This window comes from Streptomyces amakusaensis (genome assembly GCF_039532665.1).
GTDB lineage: Bacteria > Actinomycetota > Actinomycetes > Streptomycetales > Streptomycetaceae > Streptomyces > Streptomyces amakusaensis.
The window spans coordinates 93,085-113,396 of record NZ_BAAASB010000023.1; the positions used below are offsets into that span (position 1 = coordinate 93,085).

The 20,312-nt window shown below is 72.6% G+C and carries 17 protein-coding genes; 10 read left to right on the forward strand and 7 right to left on the reverse strand.

All coding sequences use genetic code 11. The annotated features are described in order from the left end of the window. Positions 1-20: 20 nt before the first annotated feature. Both ABD371_RS30955 and ABD371_RS30960 read right to left on the reverse strand, forming a co-directional pair. Positions 21-926: an HhH-GPD family protein gene (locus ABD371_RS30955; protein ID WP_344484270.1), complete on the reverse strand. Its 906-nt coding sequence runs from the start codon at positions 924-926 to the stop codon at positions 21-23. A gap of 113 nt (positions 927-1,039) precedes the next feature. Further along, positions 1,040-1,651, reverse strand: a complete 612-nt coding sequence (locus ABD371_RS30960; protein ID WP_344484273.1) for a phosphatase PAP2 family protein — start codon at positions 1,649-1,651, stop codon at positions 1,040-1,042. 184 nt (positions 1,652-1,835) lie between these two features. Between ABD371_RS30960 and ABD371_RS30965 the strand changes: the two genes are divergently transcribed. After that, positions 1,836-2,732, forward strand: a complete 897-nt coding sequence (locus tag ABD371_RS30965; RefSeq protein ID WP_344484276.1) for a hypothetical protein — start codon at positions 1,836-1,838, stop codon at positions 2,730-2,732. A gap of 83 nt (positions 2,733-2,815) precedes the next feature. Here the strand turns inward: ABD371_RS30965 and disA are convergent, their stop codons facing one another. Both disA and radA read right to left on the reverse strand, forming a co-directional pair. Then, positions 2,816-3,940 carry a DNA integrity scanning diadenylate cyclase DisA gene (disA, locus tag ABD371_RS30970; RefSeq protein ID WP_190120749.1) on the reverse strand — a complete coding sequence of 375 codons (1,125 nt, stop codon included), beginning with the start codon at positions 3,938-3,940 and terminating at the stop codon, positions 2,816-2,818. Between the two features lie 44 nt (positions 3,941-3,984). Continuing rightward, the gene (radA, locus tag ABD371_RS30975; RefSeq protein WP_344484280.1) at positions 3,985-5,463 is read right to left on the reverse strand and encodes a DNA repair protein RadA; all 1,479 of its coding nucleotides are present in this window, start codon (positions 5,461-5,463) and stop codon (positions 3,985-3,987) included. Between the two features lie 217 nt (positions 5,464-5,680). Between radA and ABD371_RS30980 the strand changes: the two genes are divergently transcribed. Next, on the forward strand, positions 5,681-7,318 hold the full coding sequence (locus ABD371_RS30980) for a BACON domain-containing protein (protein WP_344484283.1): 1,638 nt from the start codon (positions 5,681-5,683) through the stop codon (positions 7,316-7,318). 79 nt (positions 7,319-7,397) lie between these two features. On the opposite strand, the gene ABD371_RS30985 is transcribed toward ABD371_RS30980, so the two are convergent. Beyond that, a complete protein-coding gene (locus ABD371_RS30985) occupies positions 7,398-8,198 on the reverse strand; it encodes a DUF3109 family protein (protein WP_344484286.1) in 801 nt (266 codons plus the stop codon). Positions 8,199-8,239: 41 nt separating this feature from the next. On the opposite strand from ABD371_RS30985, the gene ABD371_RS30990 reads away from it, so the two are divergent. The 3 genes from ABD371_RS30990 (at position 8,240) to ilvD (ending at position 12,076) form a co-directional block, all read left to right on the forward strand. Further along, positions 8,240-9,172 carry a Ppx/GppA family phosphatase gene (locus ABD371_RS30990; protein WP_344484289.1) on the forward strand — a complete coding sequence of 311 codons (933 nt, stop codon included), beginning with the start codon at positions 8,240-8,242 and terminating at the stop codon, positions 9,170-9,172. A gap of 104 nt (positions 9,173-9,276) precedes the next feature. Continuing rightward, positions 9,277-10,170 (forward strand): sugar phosphate isomerase/epimerase family protein, encoded by an 894-nt coding sequence (locus tag ABD371_RS30995; RefSeq protein ID WP_381735432.1) that lies wholly within the window; start codon positions 9,277-9,279, stop codon positions 10,168-10,170. Between the two features lie 55 nt (positions 10,171-10,225). Next, positions 10,226-12,076, forward strand: coding sequence for a dihydroxy-acid dehydratase (ilvD, locus tag ABD371_RS31000; protein WP_344484292.1), 1,851 nt, complete (start codon positions 10,226-10,228; stop codon positions 12,074-12,076). Between the two features lie 146 nt (positions 12,077-12,222). On the opposite strand, the gene ABD371_RS31005 is transcribed toward ilvD, so the two are convergent. Continuing rightward, a complete protein-coding gene (locus ABD371_RS31005) occupies positions 12,223-14,412 on the reverse strand; it encodes a serine/threonine-protein kinase (protein WP_344484295.1) in 2,190 nt (729 codons plus the stop codon). A gap of 137 nt (positions 14,413-14,549) precedes the next feature. Here ABD371_RS31005 and ABD371_RS31010 point away from each other — a divergent pair, with 137 nt between their 5' ends. From ABD371_RS31010 to proC, 5 genes are all read left to right on the forward strand, one after another. Further along, positions 14,550-14,897 carry a peptidase gene (locus tag ABD371_RS31010; RefSeq protein ID WP_344484298.1) on the forward strand — a complete coding sequence of 116 codons (348 nt, stop codon included), beginning with the start codon at positions 14,550-14,552 and terminating at the stop codon, positions 14,895-14,897. Between the two features lie 54 nt (positions 14,898-14,951). Further along, positions 14,952-15,488, forward strand: a complete 537-nt coding sequence (locus ABD371_RS31015; RefSeq protein ID WP_344484301.1) for a hypothetical protein — start codon at positions 14,952-14,954, stop codon at positions 15,486-15,488. A gap of 85 nt (positions 15,489-15,573) precedes the next feature. Then, positions 15,574-16,449 (forward strand): RNA polymerase sigma factor SigJ, encoded by an 876-nt coding sequence (gene sigJ, locus ABD371_RS31020; RefSeq protein WP_344484304.1) that lies wholly within the window; start codon positions 15,574-15,576, stop codon positions 16,447-16,449. A gap of 57 nt (positions 16,450-16,506) precedes the next feature. Continuing rightward, entirely contained in the window at positions 16,507-17,640 is a 1,134-nt protein-coding gene (locus tag ABD371_RS31025) for an NAD(P)/FAD-dependent oxidoreductase (protein ID WP_344484307.1), read from the forward strand. Positions 17,641-17,792: 152 nt separating this feature from the next. Further along, positions 17,793-18,602 (forward strand): pyrroline-5-carboxylate reductase, encoded by an 810-nt coding sequence (gene proC / locus ABD371_RS31030; protein WP_344484310.1) that lies wholly within the window; start codon positions 17,793-17,795, stop codon positions 18,600-18,602. Positions 18,603-18,697: 95 nt separating this feature from the next. Here proC and trpS read toward each other — a convergent pair whose 3' ends face one another. Next, the gene (gene trpS, locus ABD371_RS31035; RefSeq protein ID WP_344484313.1) at positions 18,698-19,696 is read right to left on the reverse strand and encodes a tryptophan--tRNA ligase; all 999 of its coding nucleotides are present in this window, start codon (positions 19,694-19,696) and stop codon (positions 18,698-18,700) included. Positions 19,697-20,312: the final 616 nt, after the last annotated feature.

Here is a 20,312-nt window from a genome sequence, read left to right on the forward strand (position 1 = left end):
GGGGAACGGGCGGATCCCGCTCAGCCGGGAAGCCGGTACCTGCCCTCGGCGAGCGGCTCCACCAGCCCGTCCGCGACCAGCCCGTCCAGCGCCCTGGCGCGCTGCACAGGATCGTGCCAGACCGCGTCCAGCGCCGACTGCTCCACCGGGGCGTGGGCCTCCCGCAGTACGGCCAGCAGCTTGCCGCGCACCTGGCGGTCGGTGCCCGCGTAGGTCTGGCCGCGCCGGGCGGGGCCGGTGTGAGCGGGCTTCCCGGCCAGCCGCCAGGCGCACTGGGCGGCGATCGGGCAGCGCGCGCACGCCTCGTTCCGGGCGGTGCACACCAGCGCGCCCAGCTCCATCGAGGCCGCCGCCCAGCGGGCCGCGGTCTCCTCGTCGTCGGGGAGCAGCGCCCGGGCGAGCTTGCGCTCGGCGGCCGTCGTCGCGGTCGGCGGGTACTGGATGCCGCTCGCGGCGCGGGCGAGCACCCGGCGCACATTGGTGTCCAGGACGGCGTGCCGCTGTCCGTACGCGAAGGAGGCGACGGCCGCCGCCGTGTACTCGCCGATCCCGGGCAGCGCCAGCAGCTGGGCGTGGTCGCTGGGCACATCGCCGCCGTGCCGCTCCGTTATCGCCTGCGCGGCCCCGTGCAGGCGCAGCGCGCGGCGCGGATAGCCGAGCCGGCCCCAGGCGCGGACCGCCTCGCCGGAGGCCTCGGCCGCCAGATCGGCGGGCCGGGGCCAGCGGGCCAGCCACTGCTCGTACACCGGGAGCACCCGGGAGACCGGGGTCTGCTGCAACATGAACTCGCTGACCATCACCCCCCACGCGCCCGCCTCCGGGCGTCGCCAGGGCAGATCGCGGGCGTGTTCGTCGAACCAGGCGATGACGGGGGAGTGCAGGGACGCGGCGTCGGCGGGGGCGAAGTCTGTGCTGGTCTCAGTCATGGCACTGACGATCCTGACATGCCACGGGCACCAGCGCCCGCACCCGCTCCGGGGGCGGGGCCGCGGCCCTCCTTCCGGATCAGGGCGGGCCCCGCCGGGCGGGCGTACGGGCGTCAGCCGCGCCCGGGCCCGGCGAACCAGGCCACCAGGCCGTTCCGGCTGGTGCGCACCGAGCCGAACAGGGATGTCGCCGGGGTGCGCAGCGCCACCATGACGATCGCCGCGACCAGACCGCCGAGCACCAGGCCGACGATCACATCGTGCGGGTAGTGCACTCCGACGAAGACCCGGGAGAACGCCATCAGCAGCGCCATCGGCACGGTCAGCCACGCGAGCTTCGGCCGGACCAGCAGCAGGGCCACCGCCGCCGCGCCCGCGATCGCGGAGTGGTTGCTGGGGAAGGACCAGTCGCCGACGGGCGGGCAGGTCGCCAGGGAGCCCACCGCATCGGTGACCGCGCGGCAGGGGCGCTCCTCGTCGAACACGGTCTTGAGGGACTCGCTGACGACATAGCCGATCGCGGTCGCGATCGGGGCGAGCACCGCCACGGCTATCTCGCCGGTGGCGCCGCCGCGCGCCCGCCACCACATGACCACGAAGAGCACTCCGAAGAGCAGCAGTCCGGCCTCGGTCCAGAACTCGGCCAGTTTGTGGACCCAGTAGGGGGTGGTGGCGGCGTATTCGGTGATGTCGCGATAGAGCCCGCGAGTGATGGTGCTGTCCATGATGTGCGACCGTACCCGCTGCTCAAACGCCCCCGACCAGCGCGTTCGGCGGGGGCCCGCCCTGATGGAATCCGGCGGCGATCGGTTCCATTCGGCCCAGCCCCATGATGATGATCGGCAGAACTTGGGAACTCTGCGGCGGGGAGGACGGGAGTTGGCCGGGTTCTCTCGTAGAGTTTGATCCGTGGGATCTATGCGCAATCCGATCGGGCCGCTCCCCTCCTCCATCTACTGGCGGCGGAGAGCCGTCGCGCTGGCACTGGCCGCGCTGCTCCTGGCGCTGGCCGTGTGGGCGGTCACCTCGGGCGACGGGAGCGGAGGCGGTGACGACCATGCCAACGGCGGGTCCACCAAGGCGCCTTCGACCATCACACCGGGGCCTTCGCGGTCCGGCCCGGCGATCAGCGCGCAGCCCGGCGGACGCGAGGACTCGGGCGGTACGAACGCCGGTTCGGGCTCAAGTTCCGGTTCCGGCTCAAGTTCCGGTTCCGGCTCGGGCTCGGGTTCGGGTTCCGGCGGGGCCGACGGGGGTACGGGGTCGTCCTCGGGCGGCGGTACGGGCGGCTCGGGTCCCGGTTCTGGCTCCGGGTCAGATTCCGGTCCCGGTTCCGGTTCCGGGGACTCCGGCAGCGGTCCGGGCTCCGGCGGTCCGGCCGGCGAGCGGGTCCGGGCGGGCTCCCCGCTGCCCGACTGCCCCTCCGGCTCACTGCGGTTGGCGCTCACCACCCGCAACGACTACGCGCCCGGCGAGAAGCCCTCGTTCCGGGTGAGCGCCGCCAACACCTCGGCGACCGACTGCAAGGCGGACTTCGGACCCGCCGCGGCCGTGCTCACCATCAGGGACAACAGCGCCGACGAGGTGTGGTCGTCCAAGGACTGCCCGAAGCCCGCGGGCAGCCTGCTGCTGAGGGTCCCGGCCGGTGCCACGATCACCCACACCGTCGAGTGGGACCGCCGGGAGAGCGAGCCGCGCTGCGCGACCCCGCCCGCCGGACCGGTCGAGGCCGGCACCTATCTGGTGGAACTGCGCTTCCCCGGCGAGTCGATGACACAGCGTTCCTTCGTGCTGAAGAAGGACTGAGGAAGCGTCAGAACGACGGGACCGGCCGCTCCCCGGGGGGAACGGCCGGTCTCTCTCATGCGTGGCGTCTCATGCGCGCCGTCTCATACGTACCGTTCGAGGATGGACGACTCGGCGAGGCGGGACAGCCCCTCCCGTACGCTCCTGGCCCGGGCCTCGCCCACGCCGTCGACGGTCTGGAGGTCGTCCACGCTGGCCGCGAGCAGCTTCTGCAGACCGCCGAAGTGCTCCACCAGCCGCTCGATGATCGCGCCCGGCAGCCGGGGCACCTTCGCCAGCAGCCGGTAGCCGCGCGGCGAGACCGCGGAGTCCAGCGTCTCGGGGGAGCCGCTGTAGCCCAGGGCGCGGGCCACTATGGGAAGTTCCAGCAGCTCGGTGTGGGTGAGCGCGTCCAGCTCGTGGAGCGCCTCGTCGACCGTGCGGGACCGCTTGGCGGTCGGCTCCGGCACATAGTCGCGCACGACCAGCTCCCGCTCCGGCTCCACGCCCGCGATCAGCTCGTCGAGCTGGAGGGAGAGCAGTCGCCCGTCGGTGCCCAACTCCACCACGTACTCGGCGATCTCGGTGGCGATCCGGCGCACCATCTCCAGCCGCTGGGCGACCGCGGTGACGTCCCGGACCGTGACCAGGTCCTCGATCTCCAGCGCCGAGAGCGTGCCCGCGACCTCGTCCAGCCGGAGCTTGTACCGCTCCAGGGTGGCCAGCGCCTGATTGGCGCGCGAGAGGATCGCCGCGGACTCCTCCAGGACCCTGCGCTCCCCGTCCACGTACAGCGCGATCAGCCGCATCGACTGGGACACGGAGATCACCGGGAAACCGCACTGCCGCGAGACCCGGTCCGCCGTGCGGTGCCGGGTGCCGGTCTCGTCCGTGGGGATCGAGGCGTCCGGCACCAGCTGCACACCGGCGCGGTGAATCTTCGTCGCGTCCTTGTCGAGGATGAGCGCGCCGTCCAGCTTGCACAGCTCACGCAGCCGGGTGGCGGCGAACTCCACATCCAGCACGAAGCCGCCCGTGCACATCGACTCGACCATCTTGTCCATGCCGAGGACGATCAGGCCGCCGGTGTTGCCCCGGAGGATGCGCTCCAGGCCGTCGCGGAGCGCCGTGCCGGGGGCGACAGCGCTCAGGGCGGCGCGGATCAGTGCTTCGTTGCCGGAGCCCGCGCCGGACTTTCCGGGCGATGATGCCCGGTCGTTGGCTGCCACTGCACTCCTCCGGCTCGTACGGATGGGCGAGACCAGGGCAAAGTCTACCGGCGAGTGTCGCCGCCCCGTGGGGCGTCCGCGCGCTCTTCCCGCGAGGCCCCGGACGAGGCCCCGCGCGCGGCCCTCGCCGAGGGCTCCTCCGAGGCCTGCTTCCGGCCGCGCGGCAGCACTCTGAGGGCCTCTCCCACATCGGCCACCTCCGTCACCTTCATCCCGGCGGGGATCCGCCCGGGATCACTGGGAACGAGCGCGTGGGTGAAGCCGAGCCGGTGCGCCTCGGCCAGCCGGCGCTGAACTCCGGTGACCCGTCTGACCTCGCCCGCGAGACCGACCTCGCCGATCGCGACGAGATTCTTCGGCAGCGGGGAGTCGCTCGCCGCCGACGCCAGCGCCAGCGCGATCGCCAGATCGGCGGCGGGCTCCGAGAGCTTCACCCCGCCGACCGTGGCGCTGTAGATGTCGCGCTTGCCCAGGGCCGTGATCCGGCCGCGCTGCTCCAGCACGGCGAGCATCATCGACACCCGGGAGGTCTCCAGACCCGAGGTGGTCCGCCGGGGCGAGGGGATCTGCGAGTCCACGGTGAGCGCCTGCACCTCGGCCACCAGCGGGCGCTTGCCCTCCAGAGTGACCGTCAGACAGGTGCCGGGCACCGGCGCGGCCCGGCGGGTGAGGAAGAGCCCCGAGGGATCGGCGAGCCCGTTGATCCCCTCGTCCGTCAGCTCGAAGCAGCCGACCTCGTCGGTCGCCCCGTAGCGGTTCTTGATGCCCCGGACCAGCCGGAGCCGGGCGTGCCGGTCGCCCTCGAAGTGCAGCACGACATCGACGAGATGCTCCAGCAGCCGGGGCCCGGCGATCGTGCCGTCCTTGGTGACGTGGCCGACCAGCAGCGTGGACATCCCGCGCTCCTTGGAGGCGCGGATCAGCGCCCCGGCCACCTCCCGGACCTGGGCCATGCCGCCCGGCGCGCCGTCGATCTCCGGCGAGGCCACCGTCTGCACCGAGTCCAGGATCAGCAGGGACGGCTTGACCGCGTCCAGATGGCCGAGGACGGCGGAGAGGTCGGTCTCGGCGGCGAGATAGAGATGGTCGTGCAGCGCGCCGATGCGGTCGGCGCGCAGCCGCACCTGGCTCGCGGACTCCTCGCCCGTCACATACAGCGTGCGGTGGGTCTCGTCGGCGGCCTTGGCCGCGACGTCGAGCAGCAGGGTCGACTTGCCGACCCCGGGCTCGCCCGCGAGCAGCACCACGGCCCCGGGCACCAGACCGCCGCCCAGCACCCGGTCCAGCTCGTCCACCCCCGTGGAGCGGGCGGTCGCCTGCCGCCCGTCGACCTGCCCGATCGGCAGCGCCGCGGTGGAGACCCGCCCCGCCGCCGTCGTCCGCACGGCGGGCGCGCCGTACTCCTCGACCGTGCCCCAGGCCTGGCACTCGGGGCAGCGGCCGAGCCACTTCGCGGTCGTCCACCCGCACTCGGTGCAGCGGTAGGACGGCCGGTCCTTCGCGGATTTCGTACGGGCAGCCATGACGCGAACCGTACCCGGGCCCGCTGACAACGCCGTCCCCGCCCGCCCCGCGACCGCCCGTCCCGGGGCGGGTCCCCCTCCCGGGTGAGAACTGGCACGAGTCAATAGAGGAGAAATGAGCGACTCATGTCCCCTATCGAGGGAACTGTTCACCCGTAAGAAGTAAAACCGCTCAAGAGGTACGAACAGGATGCCGCCCTGCGCCTACCGTCTCGGCGTGACGAGCAGCAGGCTGGAACCATCCGCCCACGCCATCGGCGCGCACCGACCGCGCCGGCGCGCGCCGCAGCCCTCCCCGCAGCAGCGGCCGGGCCGCTACGAGCCCTACCTCGACGGGCTCTTCACCTACTGCCTCTCCCTGGTGCGCGACCACGACACCGCAGCCGCGCTGCTCGGGGACGTCCTCGCCGTCGCGGACCGCCGGCGCGGGCGCGGCCCCGCGCACGAACCCGGACGCAAGGCATGGCTGTACGCGCTCGCCCGCTGGGCCTGTCTGCGCCGGCTGGCCGAACAGCGGCGGGCCCGCCAGGGCGCGCACACCGGCCGCCCCGCCGCCCCCGAGGAGCGGCCCCGCGTCCCGGCGGCCACCGCCGAGCGCCGCCGCGCCGAGCTGGCCCTGCTGGCCTGGCCCGAGGCCGCCGGCACCTCGCCCGAGCAGCGCGACGCCCTGGAGCTCGCCGTACGCCACGGACTCGCCCCCCGCGAGGTCGCCGCCGTCCTCGGCCTGGACCCGCTCCCCGCCCGGGAGCTCCTCGCCGCCGCGGCCTGCGAGGTCGAGCGCACCCGCGCGGCGCTCGCCGTCGTCGAGACCTGCGGCTGCCCCACCGTCGCCCGGCTCGCCGGGGACCGGCGGGTCCTGCACTCCGCCGTGCTCCGCACCGAACTCGTCCGGCACGTCGACGACTGCCCGCGCTGCCGCCGCGCCGCCGAGCACGCCGGGGCGAACGGGCCCTGGCCCGGTTCGGCGGTCACCCCCGACACCCTCCCGCTGATCCCCGCGCCCCGCACCGCGGCCCGTCCCGCGCCCCGCCACACCCCCCGGCGGGGCCGGGCGAGCACCCCCCGCTTCGGGCCGACCGGCTTCCCGCTGGACCCCAAGGACCACGCCGCCCGGCGCGACCGGCTGCGCGCCCGCGCGGTGACGACCACGGTCGTGGCGACGGTGGTGGCCGCGCCGGTCCTCGCGCTCTGGGCCGCCTACCGGGGCGCCCCGCTGACGGGGGAGGGCCGGCACGGGGCCCCGGTCAGCGCCACGGAGACGGAGACGGGGGAGCGGCTCACGGGAGACGCCTACGACCGCTACGAGCACGCGGGCAACGCGGACGGGAAGCCCGCCCCGCGCTTCACCGCAGGATCCCGCTCCCCCGAGGTCTCGGTCGAGGTCCCGGCCGCCGGCCCCCGCCCTTCCACCACCCCCGCGGGACACCCCGGGCCCGGCCGGCTCACCGTCGACGCCGAACCCTTCGCCGGCACCACCCGGATCACCCTCCGCGCCTCCGGCGGCGCACCGGTCCGCTGGTCGGTGTGGTCGGACGCGTCCTGGATCCGGCCGAGCCGCACCTCGGGAGTCCTGAACCCCGGGCAGACCCTCACCCTCCGCATCGAGGTGGACGCCGCCCGCGAGCCGTCCGGGCCCTGGCGCGCCCGCATCGGCGTCGACCCCTCCGGCGCCGTCGTCACCGTCGAGGGCCGGGGCACCCGCCCCGCACCCCCGCCCCGGACCACCCCGCCCCCGGCCCGTCCCTCCACCTCGCCGCCCTCGACCCCGACCCCGACCCCGACCCCGGCCTCCCCCCAGACCACTCCATCGGCGACTCCGACGGGGGCGTCAATTCCCAGCCCGTCCGGCGATTGAGGACGGACCCCGCGCCCCGAGGCCCCGGATCAAGCCGGAGACCCGAACCCCAGGTCCCCCGCCCCGGCCCGCCCCGTCCTCACCCGTCCGCAGGATGCGGAGCCAGCAGCGGCAGCTGCGACGCGAGCCGCGCCTCACACAGCCCCACCAGCACCTCGTACGCCTCCCGCCCCATCATCTCCACCAGCTCGGGCCGGTACGTCACATACAACGGATCCCCCGCCCCGTGCGCCGACGTCGCCGAAGTGCACCACCAGTGCAGATCGTGCCCGCCCGGCCCCCACCCCCGCCGGTCGTACTCCCCGATCGAGACCTGGAGCACCTTGGTGTCGTCGGGCCGCTCGATCCAGTCGTACGTCCGGCGCACCGGCAGCTGCCAGCACACGTCCGGCTTGGTCTCCAGCGGCTCCTTCCCCTCCTTGAGCGCGAGGATGTGCAGCGAACAGCCCGCGCCCCCGGCGAACCCCGGCCGGTTCTGGAAGATGCACGACCCCTTCCAGCGGCGCGTCTGCCGCTCGCCGTCCTCGTCCACCTCCACCCAGCCCGAGTCCGTCCCCACCTCGTGGAACTGCCAGAGGTCCGGAGTCAGCCGCTCGACATGGCCGGCCACCCTCTCCTCGTCCTCCTCGTCCGAGAAGTGCGCGCCCAGCGTGCAGCACCCGTCGTCGGCCCGGCCCGCCTGAATCCCCTGGCAGCCGCTGCCGAAAATGCAGCTCCACCGGGAGGTCAGCCAGGTCAGATCGCAGCGGAACACCTGTTCGTCGTCGGCCGGATCGGGGAACTCCACCCACGCTCGCGGGAAGTTCAGCCCCCGCTCATCGCCCTGGATCTTCTTCGGGGGCGTGGCTTTGCCCTGCTTCGCCTTTTTCGTCTTTGGCACATGGCAAGGGTATGTCCGCGACCGCTAGTAGCGTTCTGCGCATGAGACTGGGAGTCCTCGACGTCGGTTCGAACACGGTGCACCTGCTGGTGGTGGACGCGCACCCCGGTGCGCGCCCCCTTCCCGCCCACTCGCACAAGGCGGAGCTGCGCCTCGCCGAGCTGCTCGACCCGGACGGCGCCATCGGCCCCAAGGGCGTCGACCGGCTGGTCGAGACCCTCCACCGGGCGGTGCAGGCCGCCGAGGACCAGGGCTGCGAGCAGGTCCTCAGCTTCGCCACCTCCGCCGTCCGGGAAGCGAGCAACGCCGATGTGGTGCTGGCCAGGGTCAAGGCCGAGACCGGCGTCGACCTCCAGGTCCTCACCGGCGAGGAGGAGGCCCGCCTCACCTTCCTCGCGGCCCGCCGCTGGTTCGGCTGGTCCGCCGGGAAGCTGCTGGTCATCGACATCGGCGGCGGTTCGCTGGAGATCGCGTACGGGATCGACGAAGAGCCGGACGCCGCCGTCTCCCTGCCGCTGGGCGCGGGCCGGCTGACGGCCGCCTCGCTCCCCGGCGACCCGCCCGCCGCCGAGGACGTCCGCGCGCTGCGCCGCCACATCCGCGCCGAGATCGCCCGTACGGTCGGTGAATTCAGCCGCTTCGGCCGCCCCGACCACATCGTCGCGACCTCGAAGACCTTCAAGCAGCTGGCCAGGATCGCGGGCGCGGCCCGGGACGCCGAGGGGCTCTACGTCCAGCGCGAGCTGAGCCGTAAATCACTCCAGGACTGGGTCCCCAAGCTCGCCGCGATGACGGTCGAGGAGCGCGCCACGCTCCCCGGCGTCTCCATCGGCAGGGCCCGCCAGCTGCTGGCGGGGGCCCTGGTCGCCGAGGGCGCGATGGACCTCTTCGGGGCCCAGGAGCTGGAGATCTGCCCCTGGGCGCTGCGCGAGGGCGTGATCCTGCGCCGCCTGGACCACCTCCCGGCCCGGTAGGCCCGCACCCCGCCCCGCCGCCCGTTGTCACACCCTCGCCACAGGCTCCGGGGCCGCGCCCCGACCCGCTCCGCGGCCGGGCGCGGCCCCGTACCCTGATTCCCGTGGCAGAACCAGTGGCGCGCACCCCCGATGCGGAGGATGCGAAAGATGTGAAGGTCGTCCTGTCGACCGCTTCGGTCTATCCGGAGTCGACGGCGACGGCCTTCGAGATCGCCGCGCGCCTGGGGTACGACGGCGTCGAGGTGATGGTCTGGACCGACCCGGTCAGCCAGGACGTCGAAGCCCTGCGCCGGCTCTCCGACTACCACCAGGTCCCGGTGCGGGCCGTCCACGCGCCGTGTCTGCTGATCACCCAGCGGGTCTGGTCCACGGACCCCTGGGTGAAGCTCCAGCGGGCGCGGGACGCCGCCGAGCGGCTCGGCGCGTCGACCGTCGTCGTCCACCCGCCCTTCCGCTGGCAGCGGCAGTACGCCCGGGACTTCGTCAGCGGAATCTGGCGGATGGCGGACGAGACGGATGTGCGGTTCGCCGTCGAGAACATGTACCCGTGGCGCTACCGGGACCGCGAGATGCTGGCGTACGCCCCCGAGTGGGACGTCACCAAGGACGACTACCGCCACTTCACGATCGACCTCTCCCACACCGCCACCTCCCGCTCGGACACCATGGCGATGGTCGACCGGATGGGCGACCGCCTCGGCCATGTGCACCTCGCCGACGGCAAGGGCTCCGCGAAGGACGAGCACCTGGTCCCCGGCCGGGGCGACCAGCCCTGCGCCGAACTGCTGGAGCGCCTGGTCCACACCGGTTTCGACGGACATGTGGTGATCGAGGTGAACACCCGCCGCGCGATGTCGGCGGCCGAGCGCGAGGCCGACCTCGCCGAGGCGCTCGCCTTCACCCGGCGGCAGCTGGCGGCAGCCGCGCGGACGGTGCCGACCGACCGAGGAGTGAGCAGGCTGTCCCGCATGCCGGACACTCTGTCCGGATCTTGAGCCACCGGCGTACGCTCGTACCCGGCGAAAACTCTCTACCGAGGAGCGAGCGACGATGCCCGAGCTGCGGTCCCGCACAGTCACCCACGGCCGGAACATGGCGGGCGCCCGTGCCCTGATGAGGGCCTCGGGCGTAGCCAGCGCGGACATCGGCAAGCCGATCATCGCGGTCGCCAACTCCTTCACGGAGTTCGTCCCCGGCCACACCCACCTCCAGCCGGTCGGCCGGATCGTCAGCGAGGCGATCCTCGCGGCCGGAGCCGTCCCCCGCGAGTTCAACACGATCGCGGTGGACGACGGCATCGCCATGGGCCACGGCGGAATGCTCTACTCCCTGCCCTCCCGCGATCTGATCGCGGACAGCGTGGAGTACATGGTCGAGGCGCACTGCGCCGACGCCCTGATCTGCATCTCCAACTGCGACAAGATCACCCCCGGGATGCTCAACGCGGCACTGCGCCTCAACATCCCGACGGTCTTCGTCTCCGGCGGCCCGATGGAGGCCGGCAAGGCCACCCTGGTCGACGGCACGGTCCGCAAGCTCGACCTGGTCAACGCCATCGTCGACGCCGTCGACGAGAGCATCTCGGACGCCGACATCCTCCGTATCGAGGAGAACGCCTGCCCGACCTGCGGCTCCTGCTCCGGCATGTTCACCGCCAACTCGATGAACTGTCTGACCGAGGCCATGGGTCTCTCCCTGCCGGGCAACGGCTCGGTCCTGGCGACCCACACCGCCCGCCGCGCGCTGTACGAGAACGCGGGCCGCACGGTCGTGGAGATCACCAAGCGGTACTACGAGGGCGACGACGACAGCGTCCTGCCGCGCAACATCGCCACCCGCGCCGCCTTCGAGAACGCCATGGCGCTCGACATCGCCATGGGCGGCTCCACCAACACCATTCTCCACCTGCTCGCCGCCGCCCAGGAGGCCGAGCTGGACTACGGCCTCGACGACATCAACGCGGTCTCGCGCCGGGTGCCCTGCCTGGCGAAGGTCGCGCCCAACGTCGCGCCCGGCGGCACGTACTACATGGAGGACGTGCACCGCGCCGGCGGCATCCCCGCGATCCTCGGCGAGCTGTACCGCGCCGGACTCCTCAACGAGGACGTCCACACGGTCCACTCCCCGTCGGTCAAGGACTGGCTGGAGACCTGGGACGTCCGCGGCGGCTCCCCGTCCGACGAGGCCGTCGAGCTGTGGCACGCGGCCCCCGGCTGCGTGCGCTCGGCCGAGGCCTTCTCCCAGTCGGAGCGCTGGGACACGCTCGACACGGACGCGGCCGGCGGCTGCATCCGGGACGCGGCCCACGCGTACAGCAAGGACGGCGGGCTCGCCGTCCTCAAGGGCAATCTGGCGGTCGACGGCTGTGTCGTGAAGACGGCCGGCGTCGACGAGTCGATCTGGACCTTCGAGGGCCCCGCCGTGGTCTGCGAGTCCCAGGAAGAGGCCGTCGACAAGATCCTCCGCAAGGAGATCAAGGAGGGCGACGTCGTCGTCATCCGCTACGAGGGCCCCCGGGGCGGCCCCGGCATGCAGGAGATGCTCTACCCGACGTCCTTCCTGAAGGGCCGCGGCCTGGGCAAGGCCTGCGCCCTCGTCACGGACGGCCGCTTCTCCGGCGGCACCTCCGGCCTCTCCATCGGCCACGCCTCACCCGAGGCGGCCTCCGGCGGCACCATCGCCCTGGTGGAGAACGGCGACCGCATCCGCATCGACATCCCCAACCGCTCCATCGACCTCCTGGTCCCCGAAGCCGACCTCGCCGCCCGCCGCGAAGCCCTCAACGGCGTCTACGCCCCCAAGAACCGCGAGCGCAAAGTCTCCGCCGCCCTCCGCGCCTACGCCGCCATGACCACCAGCGCCGACCGCGGCGCCGTCCGCGACATCTCCCTCCTCCCGTAGCCCCCAAGGGCTCCCCCGACCTCGGGGGAGCCCAATTTCAGCCCCTCCGGGGGTCCCTCCCGGGCGGAGCCTGGGGGAGTTTGAGGAGCGGGGCTCGGGGCGGAGCCCCGACCGAGACCCGCACGGACCGCGCCCCGCACAAAACCTCACCGCCCGCCCCGCTCGTCGGCAACCCCGAACACCCCCCCATCCGGTGCCGCCCCGTACACCCTCCCCCTCCCCACCACCGGCGCCCCCAGCATCGACGCGAACGTGAACCGCCCGTCGTCCATCCTCGGATCCGTCTGCGCCACCAAGGTGCCCCGCGCCGCGTCCACCGTCAGCAGCCGGCCGTCCCCCGCCGTCACATACACCGCGCGCCCGTCCGCCGTCGGCCGTGACAGATGCGTCGCACCCATCTCGCGCCGCCACTTCTCCTGCGCCCGGCCGGCCCCGGTGTCGATCGCCAGCAGCGAGCCCCCCGCCCCGCTCAGATAGACGATCTCCTTCGCGACCACGGCCTGAGCCTGGTCCAGCGCGGGCACCGCCACCGGCACCCTCCGCACCACCGCACCGGCGCCCTCCGTGCCGAGCCGGACCACCGCGTCCGTGCTCCCGTCCCGGTTCACGGACAGCAGATACAGGTCCCTGCCCGAGAGCTGCACCGGCCGCAGCTCCCCCCTGAGCGGCCGTTGCCACAGCCGCTTCCCGTCACCCGGGTCGACCGCCGTGATCAGCGTGGACGTACCGTCCGCCGAGGGCGTCGCCGCCAGCGCGGGCCCACCGGCCCCCGGCGCGGACACCCACTGCGTACCGATGCCGCCGTGCCGCCCGTCCCAGCGCTTCGCGCCCGTCGCCGCGTCCAGCGCCCTGATCCGCCCGCCCTCGCCGACCAGCAGCACCGTGTCGCCGATGTGCCGGACCTCGGAGTACGAGTCCATCCGGACGTCCCAGCGGACGGCGCCGGTCTTCGGGTCGAGCGCCTCCAGCCGTCCCCCGCCGGGGGTGACCACATGCAGCAGCCCGCCCGCGAACACCGGGGCCGCGCCCACGTCGCTCTGGGCCGCCGCGCCGCCGCCCGCCTTCAGCGACCAGCGGGTCCGCCCGGTGTCCGGGTCGAGCCGGACCGCCTTGAGACCGGGCGCGGCGCAGTACAGCGCGGACAGCCCGGGACCCGGTGTGCAGACGGGGGTCCGGTGCTCCTCGTTGCCCGACCGCAGCGTCACGCTCCAGCCGGCGAAGCCCCGCGCCGAGGGCGTCCGTCCCGGCTCCTCGCCCCCGCTCCCCACGACCGCCACCACCCCGGCCGCCACGGCCAGCGCCACCGCCGCCGCACCGGCCGCCGCCCACCGACGCCGCCGCCGCCGTCCCGTCCGCCGGGACACCGGACCCGCCGGGGGTTCCCCGGGCCGTACCGGTTCCGGTTCCGGTTCCGTTTCCGGTACCGGATTCTTCGACACCGCCGGTGCCCACTCGCGCGGATCCGGAGTCCTCGGTACCGGAATATGCGTCTGGGTGTCGTACGACGCCGAGGGCGTGGAGCCGCGCAGCGCCACCATCACCTCGTACGGCGTCGGCCGCTCGTCCGGGTCCTTCGCGAGACAGCGCAGCAGCAGCGGCACCAGATCGGCGGGCACCCCCGTCAGCTGCGGCTCGTCGTGGACGACCTGGTACGCCACTATGTACGGGCTGTCCGAGTCGAACGGCCCGCGCCCGGTCGCCGCGTGCACCAGCACCGAGCCCAGGGCGAACACATCGGCCGCCGGGCCGACCTCCCTCGGCCGCTGGAACTGCTCGGGAGCCATGAACGGCGGTGTCCCGATCAGCTTCCCGGTCTCGGTCCGAAGATCACTGTCCGTGGGGCGGGAGATCCCGAAGTCGATCACCTTCGGCCCGTCCGGAGCGAGCAGGACATTGCTCGGCTTCAGATCGCGGTGGACCACCCCGGCCCGGTGGATGTCCCGCAGAGCCTCGGCCAGCCCCGCCCCCATCCGGCGCAGCTCCGCCTCACCCAGCGGACTCCGCTTCACGCGCTCGGAGAGCGTCGGCCCCTCGATGAACAGGGTCGCCATCCAGGGCCGCCCGGCCGTGGGATCGGCATCGACCACCGAGGCCGTGAACGCCCCGCTGACCCGCCGCGCGGCGGCGACTTCCTGCCGGAAACGGGCTCTGAACTCGGGATCCGAGGCATGCTCGGCATGAATGACCTTGACCGCGAGCCGTAGTCCCGAGTCGGAAGTGGCCAGATGCACCACCCCCATGCCACCCGTTCCCAGACATGACTCAAGGCGATACTGCCCGGCATATTCCGGACGCTCCGCTTCCGGGGAGTGCCCGGTGCTGCGCAGCGGTGGCATCTGCGACCCCCGTCTAATCAGTGCGCACACGCGACTCACGGAGCTTAGTCGATGGTGCGTGCGATCCGAGGAGAGCTTGTTAGCCTCGGGGAGTCGTACGGCGCGTATCCGCGCATACAGCAACGGGGGAGTTTTAGATGGCGATTGATGAAGCACGTCCGGAAACAGTCGACAACGCGACGGACAACGTGACGGGCGACGCGAGCGACGGCAGTTCCGTATCCGCCCGTTCCGCCCCCAAGCGCTACCCGGTCGCACCCGGTGAGCGGGTCAATGTCCGCAGCGGCCCCGGCACCGGATACCGGGTCGTCCGGGTCCTCCCCTACGACGCCAGGGTGCAGATCAACTGCCAGAAGCCGGGAGAGCGGATCACCGGCCCGTACGGCACCACGACCATCTGGGACTGCATCGCCAACGGCGAGTACGTCTCCGACGCCTACGTGAAGACCGGCAGCAACGGCTATGTGACCGTCCGCTGCTCCTGACGGCGACGGAACCGCTCCGGGCCGATCCCGGGACGCACCGGGGATAATCGACCCGTGAGCGAGCAGAGAACCACCATCCAGAGCGACGGCGGCGGCGAAGGCCCCCGGCCCGAACCCATCCGTTTCTTCGGCACCACATGGGTGAACCACGACGGGGGGTACGGGCCGCGCCGGGCCGCCGTCGCCGTCGGCGCGCTGGCCGCCGCCGTCGCGGGGTTCCTGATCCTCCGCTTCGCCCACCAGGGCCTGGTCATCGCCGAGGTCGGCGGCTTCGTCAACGCGATGGTCATCGCCATGTTCGCGGTCTGCGCCGCGATCGCGTTCCGCAAGACCTGGGAAGGCTTCGGCCGCCGCCTCACCGGTGCCGCCAACCCGGACTCGCTGCGCAGCGTCAAGGCCGTCGGCTTCATCGGCGTCCTGCTGGCCTACTCCTTCCGGGCCCTGACCGAGGCCCCGGGCGAGAAGCTGCACCGCGAGGAGTACGAGACCGCCCGCGCCCAGTACGAGAAGCGCCGCAGCACCCGCACCGGCAACCCGGCCGCCCGCGCCCGCCGCAGGACCAAGGGCGGCGGCAGAAGCGGCAAGAGCTGAACCGCCCCTGTCACACTTCGGCCGCCCCCGTCGTCCACCCGGTGAAGCAACCGCGAGAGAACGAGAGAAAAGGGGCCGGGGAAGCATGGCCGAGCACATCGAGTTCGAGCGTCAGCGCAGCCGACTGTGGGGCATCGCCTACCGGATCACCGGTTCCGTCGCCGACGCGGACGACGCCGTACAAGAGGCATGGCTGCGCTGGCAGCGGCTCCCCGACGGCGAGGCGGACAACCCGCGCGCCTATCTGACCACCGTGATCAGCCGCATCTGCTACGACCAGCTGACCTCCGCCCGCGCCCGCCGCGAGACCTACACCGGCCCCTGGCTGCCCGAACCGGTGGTCACCGAAGCCGGCCCCGAGGACCGGGTCACCCTCGACGAGTCCGTCGGCACCGCCCTGCTCACCGTGCTGGAACGCCTCACCCCCGCCGAGCGCACCGCCTTCATCCTGCACGACGTCTTCGCCGTCCCCTTCCCCGAGATAGCCGAGGCCGTGGGCCGCACCCCCGACTCCGTGCGCCAGCTGGCCTCCCGCGCCCGCCGGCGGGTACGCGCGGACGCGCCGCGCCGCTCGGTCGACCGGGGCGAGCACCGCAAGGCCGTCGAGGCCTTCCTCGCCGCCATCATGGGCGGCGACTTCGAAGAGCTGCTGAACATCCTCGACCCCGAGGTGATCTGGCGCTCCGACGGCGGCGGCAAGGTCACCGCCGCCCGGCTCCCCGTGGTCGGCGCCCGGAAGGTCGCCCTCTTCATCGAGAACGTGGTCCGGCGCGGCTTCGTCCCCGGCCGCACCCGGCTCTCGATGCGCGAGGTCAACGGTGCGCCCGGCCTGGTCGTCGTCCACCCCGAGGGCTGGGCCGCGGTGTACTCCTTCACCGTCCACCAGGGCCTCATCACCGGCGTCGACGCCACCCTCAACCCGGACAAGCTCACCCACCTCGATCTCGACGCCCTGCGCTGACCGACACCCCTGGGGCCCCGACTGTCACAGCCGGGGCCCCCGCCTCGTCCCCCCTGCATGACGACAGCACCGAACCACCGGAACCAGCGGGTCATCGTCCTGGGAGCCGGATACGGCGGACTCATCGCCGCCCTCCGGCTCGCCCCCCACGCCCGGGTGACCCTGATCGACCCCAGCGACCACTTCACCGAGCGTGTGAGACAGCACGAACTCGTCGCCCGCGCCCCCCGCCCGCCCCACCCCCTCACCACCATGCTGCGCGGCACCGGCGTCCGCCATCTCGCCCGCCGCGCCACCGCCATCGACCCCACCGCCCGCCGGGTCACCACGGACGACGGGCAGAACCTGCCGTACGACAGGCTGGTGTACGCCCTCGGCAGCCGCACCGGCGGGACACCGGGCGAAACGGAGTGGGAGAAGGCGACGGAGCGCGTCTACACCGCCGAGTCCGCCGACTCCCTCCGCGCCCGGATACGGAGCGCCCGCCCCGGCACCCTCGCCGTCGTCGGCGGCGGACTCACCGGCACCGAGACGGCCGCGGAGCTGGCCGAGACCTACCCCGACTGGAAGATCAGCCTCCTCTCCGCCGGCGAGGTGGCCGCCGGTCACTCCGCCAGGGGCCGCGCCCATGTCCGTACGGTCCTCACCGCGCGCGGCGTCCGCGTCGAAGAGGGACGGAAGGTGGGAAGCCCCGGCGAGGTGGACGCGGACGCGCTGTTCTGGGCCGCCTCGATGATCCCCAACACCGCCCTCGCCGGCACGGCCGGACTCGCCCTCGACCCGGTCACCGCCCGGATCGAGGTGGACGAGACCCTGCGCTCGGTCTCGTACCCCGAGATCTACGCGGTGGGCGACGCCGCCGCCGCCCGCTCCGCCCCCTCCGGCCCCCTGCGCATGGGCTGCGCGGCGGCCCTGCCCACCGGCTTCCACGCGGCCGGCGCGATCATCGCCGAGGGCCTGGGCCGCCGGCCGGAGCCCCTGCGCTTCGGCTATGTCACCCAGTGCGTGAGCCTGGGCCGCCACGACGGCCTGATCCAGTTCGTCAACCCCGACGACACCCCGCGCGACCGCGTCCTCACCGGCCGCACGGCCGCCCTGGTCAAGGAACAGGTGGTCCGCGCCACCGTCGGCATCATGCGCCTGGCCCGCGGCTGTCCCCGCGCCCTGCCGCTCGTCCCGGGCCTGGGCTGAGCCCCGCCGGGTGCCGTCCCACTCCTTTCCCGCTCCCTTCCACGGACCCCGCGCCACGCGGGGTCCGTACCGCCCCTCGGACACCACGGCACCGCCTCGCCCCCGGTGCGAGGATGTGGGCACATACCCCCACCGGCGAGGTGAGCAGAGCCATGACCAAGACAGTCGCAGTCCTCGGCACCGGCAAGATCGGAGAAGCCCTCCTCAGCGGCATGATCCGAGCCGGCTGGCGACCGGCGGACCTCCTGGTCACCACCCGCCGCCCCGAGCGCGCCGAAGAGCTGCGCACCCGCTACGGCGTCGACACGGTCACCAACGCCGAGGCCGCCAAGCGCGCCGACACCCTCATCCTGGCCGTGAAGCCCCAGGACATGGGCCGACTCCTCGACGAGCTGGCACCCCACACCCCGGCCGACCGCCTGGTCATCAGCGCCGCGGCCGGAATCCCCACCTCCTTCATCGAGGAGCGCCTGGTCTCCGGCACCCCCGTGGTCCGTGTCATGCCCAACACCCCCGTCCTCGTCGACGAGGGCATGTCCGTGATCTCCGCCGGAAACCACGCCACCTCCGACGACCTCGCCCACACCGAGGAGATCTTCGGCGGCGTCGGCAAGACCCTCCGGGTCCCCGAGTCCCAGCAGGACGCGGCCACCGCCCTGTCGGGCTCGGGCCCGGCGTACTTCTACTTCCTCGTCGAGGCCATGACCGACGCGGGCATCCTCCTCGGACTGCCCCGCTCCCAGGCCCACGACCTCATCGTCCAGGCCGCGATCGGCGCCGCCGTGATGCTCCGCGACAGCGGCGAGCACCCCGTCAAACTCCGTGAAGCCGTCACCTCCCCCGCGGGCACCACGATCAGCGCCATCCGCGAACTCGAGAACCACGGTGTACGAGCGGCCCTGATCGCCGCCCTCGAAGCGGCCCGCGACCGCAGCCGCGAACTCGCCTCCGGCAACGGCTGACACCAACCCCGTCCGCTGCCGTGGCACCAACGGCAGCGGACAGGGCGAGTGCCCTCCGCCTTCTTTCCCGCTTCCTGGATCCGCTCTTCCGCTCTTCAGCGCGCGGGCAGCAGACCGATCGCCGCATAGGCCGCGTCGACTGTCGGCCTGGCCACCGCCCTGGCACGCTCCGCGCCCGCGCTCAGCACCTCGTCCACCCGGCCAGGGTCCGCCGCAAGCTCCGCGTGTCGCTCCCTCAGGGGCCTGAGCAGCTCCACCACCGCATCCGCCGTGTCCTTCTTCAAGGCCCCGTACGACCGGTAAACGGTCGCCAGCTCGCCGGGGTTCCCGCCCGAGCACGCCGCGAGAATCTCCAGCAGATTGGCGATGCCGGGAGCGCGCTCCCGGTCGTACACGACCTCGTGCCCGCTGTCGGTGACCGCCCGCATGATCTTCTTCCGCACCTGGTCCGCCTCGTCCAGCAGATAGACGATGCCGTTCCCGGGCTCGTGCGACTTCCCCATCTTCGACGCCGGGTCCTGCAGGTCCATGACCCGCGCCGCCACCGCCGGGCGCGTGGCCCTCGGCACGGTGAAGGTGTGTCCGTACCTCTGGTTGAACCGCACGGCCAGATCCCGGGTCAGCTCCACATGCTGTGTCTGGTCCTCGCCCACCGGCACCTCGTCGGCCCCGTACGCCAGGATGTCCGCCGCCATCAGCACCGGATACGTCAGCAGCGACAGCCGCACGCTCTGCCCGGCGGTCTGCGCCCGGGCCGCCTTCTCCTTGTACTGGATCATGCGCCGCAGCTCTCCGTCGGTCGCCGTGCACTCCAGCAGATAGGAGAGCCGGGCGTGCTCATCCACCTGGCTCTGTACAAAGAGGACGCACCGCTCCGGGTCCAGCCCCGCCGCCAGCATCAGCGTCGCCGTCTGCCGGCTCAGCCTCCGGACCCGCCCCGGATCGTGCTCCACGGTCAGCGCGTGCAGATCGACCACACAGAACAGCGCCTCCGCCCGGTGCTGATCCACCTCTGCCCACCGGCGCAGGGCCCCGAGGTAGTTGCCCAGCGTCAGATGCCCGGTGGGCTTGAGCCCACTGAAGATCCTCGTCATTCCGCTCTCCGTCTCCTGGTCGAAGCCGCCGTACCGGCCGGCCGACCCCCGGAGGGAGCAAACGAGAACGGCCGCCGGGAAGGGCGGCCGTTGAGTACACGCTCAGCAGGTGGCCGCCGTCAGGCGGGCCACCACTGAAGGGAGCATGTACGTGTGGTCATGCGGCGAGACTACGCACCCCGGGCCCAGGTTGACAGTGGATACCCCGAGTCGTAGTGTTCTCCGAGTTGCCCGACGTGAGCGCCGACTTCGGTTGGTCCCCGGGCAGCCATTCCGCAAGATCTTCCACGAACGAACGACCTCGTGTCGCTTCATTTTTGGTGCGTTCTTGCGAAATGAGGAATCCGCGTTCGAAGGGACGCCGCCCCGATTGGCGTCAGGGCGAAGAATTCCGCTAAAGTCTCACTTGTCGGAACGGCCCAACAGCCGGAAAGACAACCCGATTTCGACCGGGAGTCAGGCCCGAAAGGATCTGATAGAGTCGGAGCAAGCCGAAAGGCAAAAGGCCGGTCCAACTGGCCGCTGGATCTGAAAATCCAAACCGGAAACGGAATGGGAAAAGGATCTGGTAGAGTTGGAAACGCAAGACCGAAGGGAAAGCCCGGAGGGCCTGGTG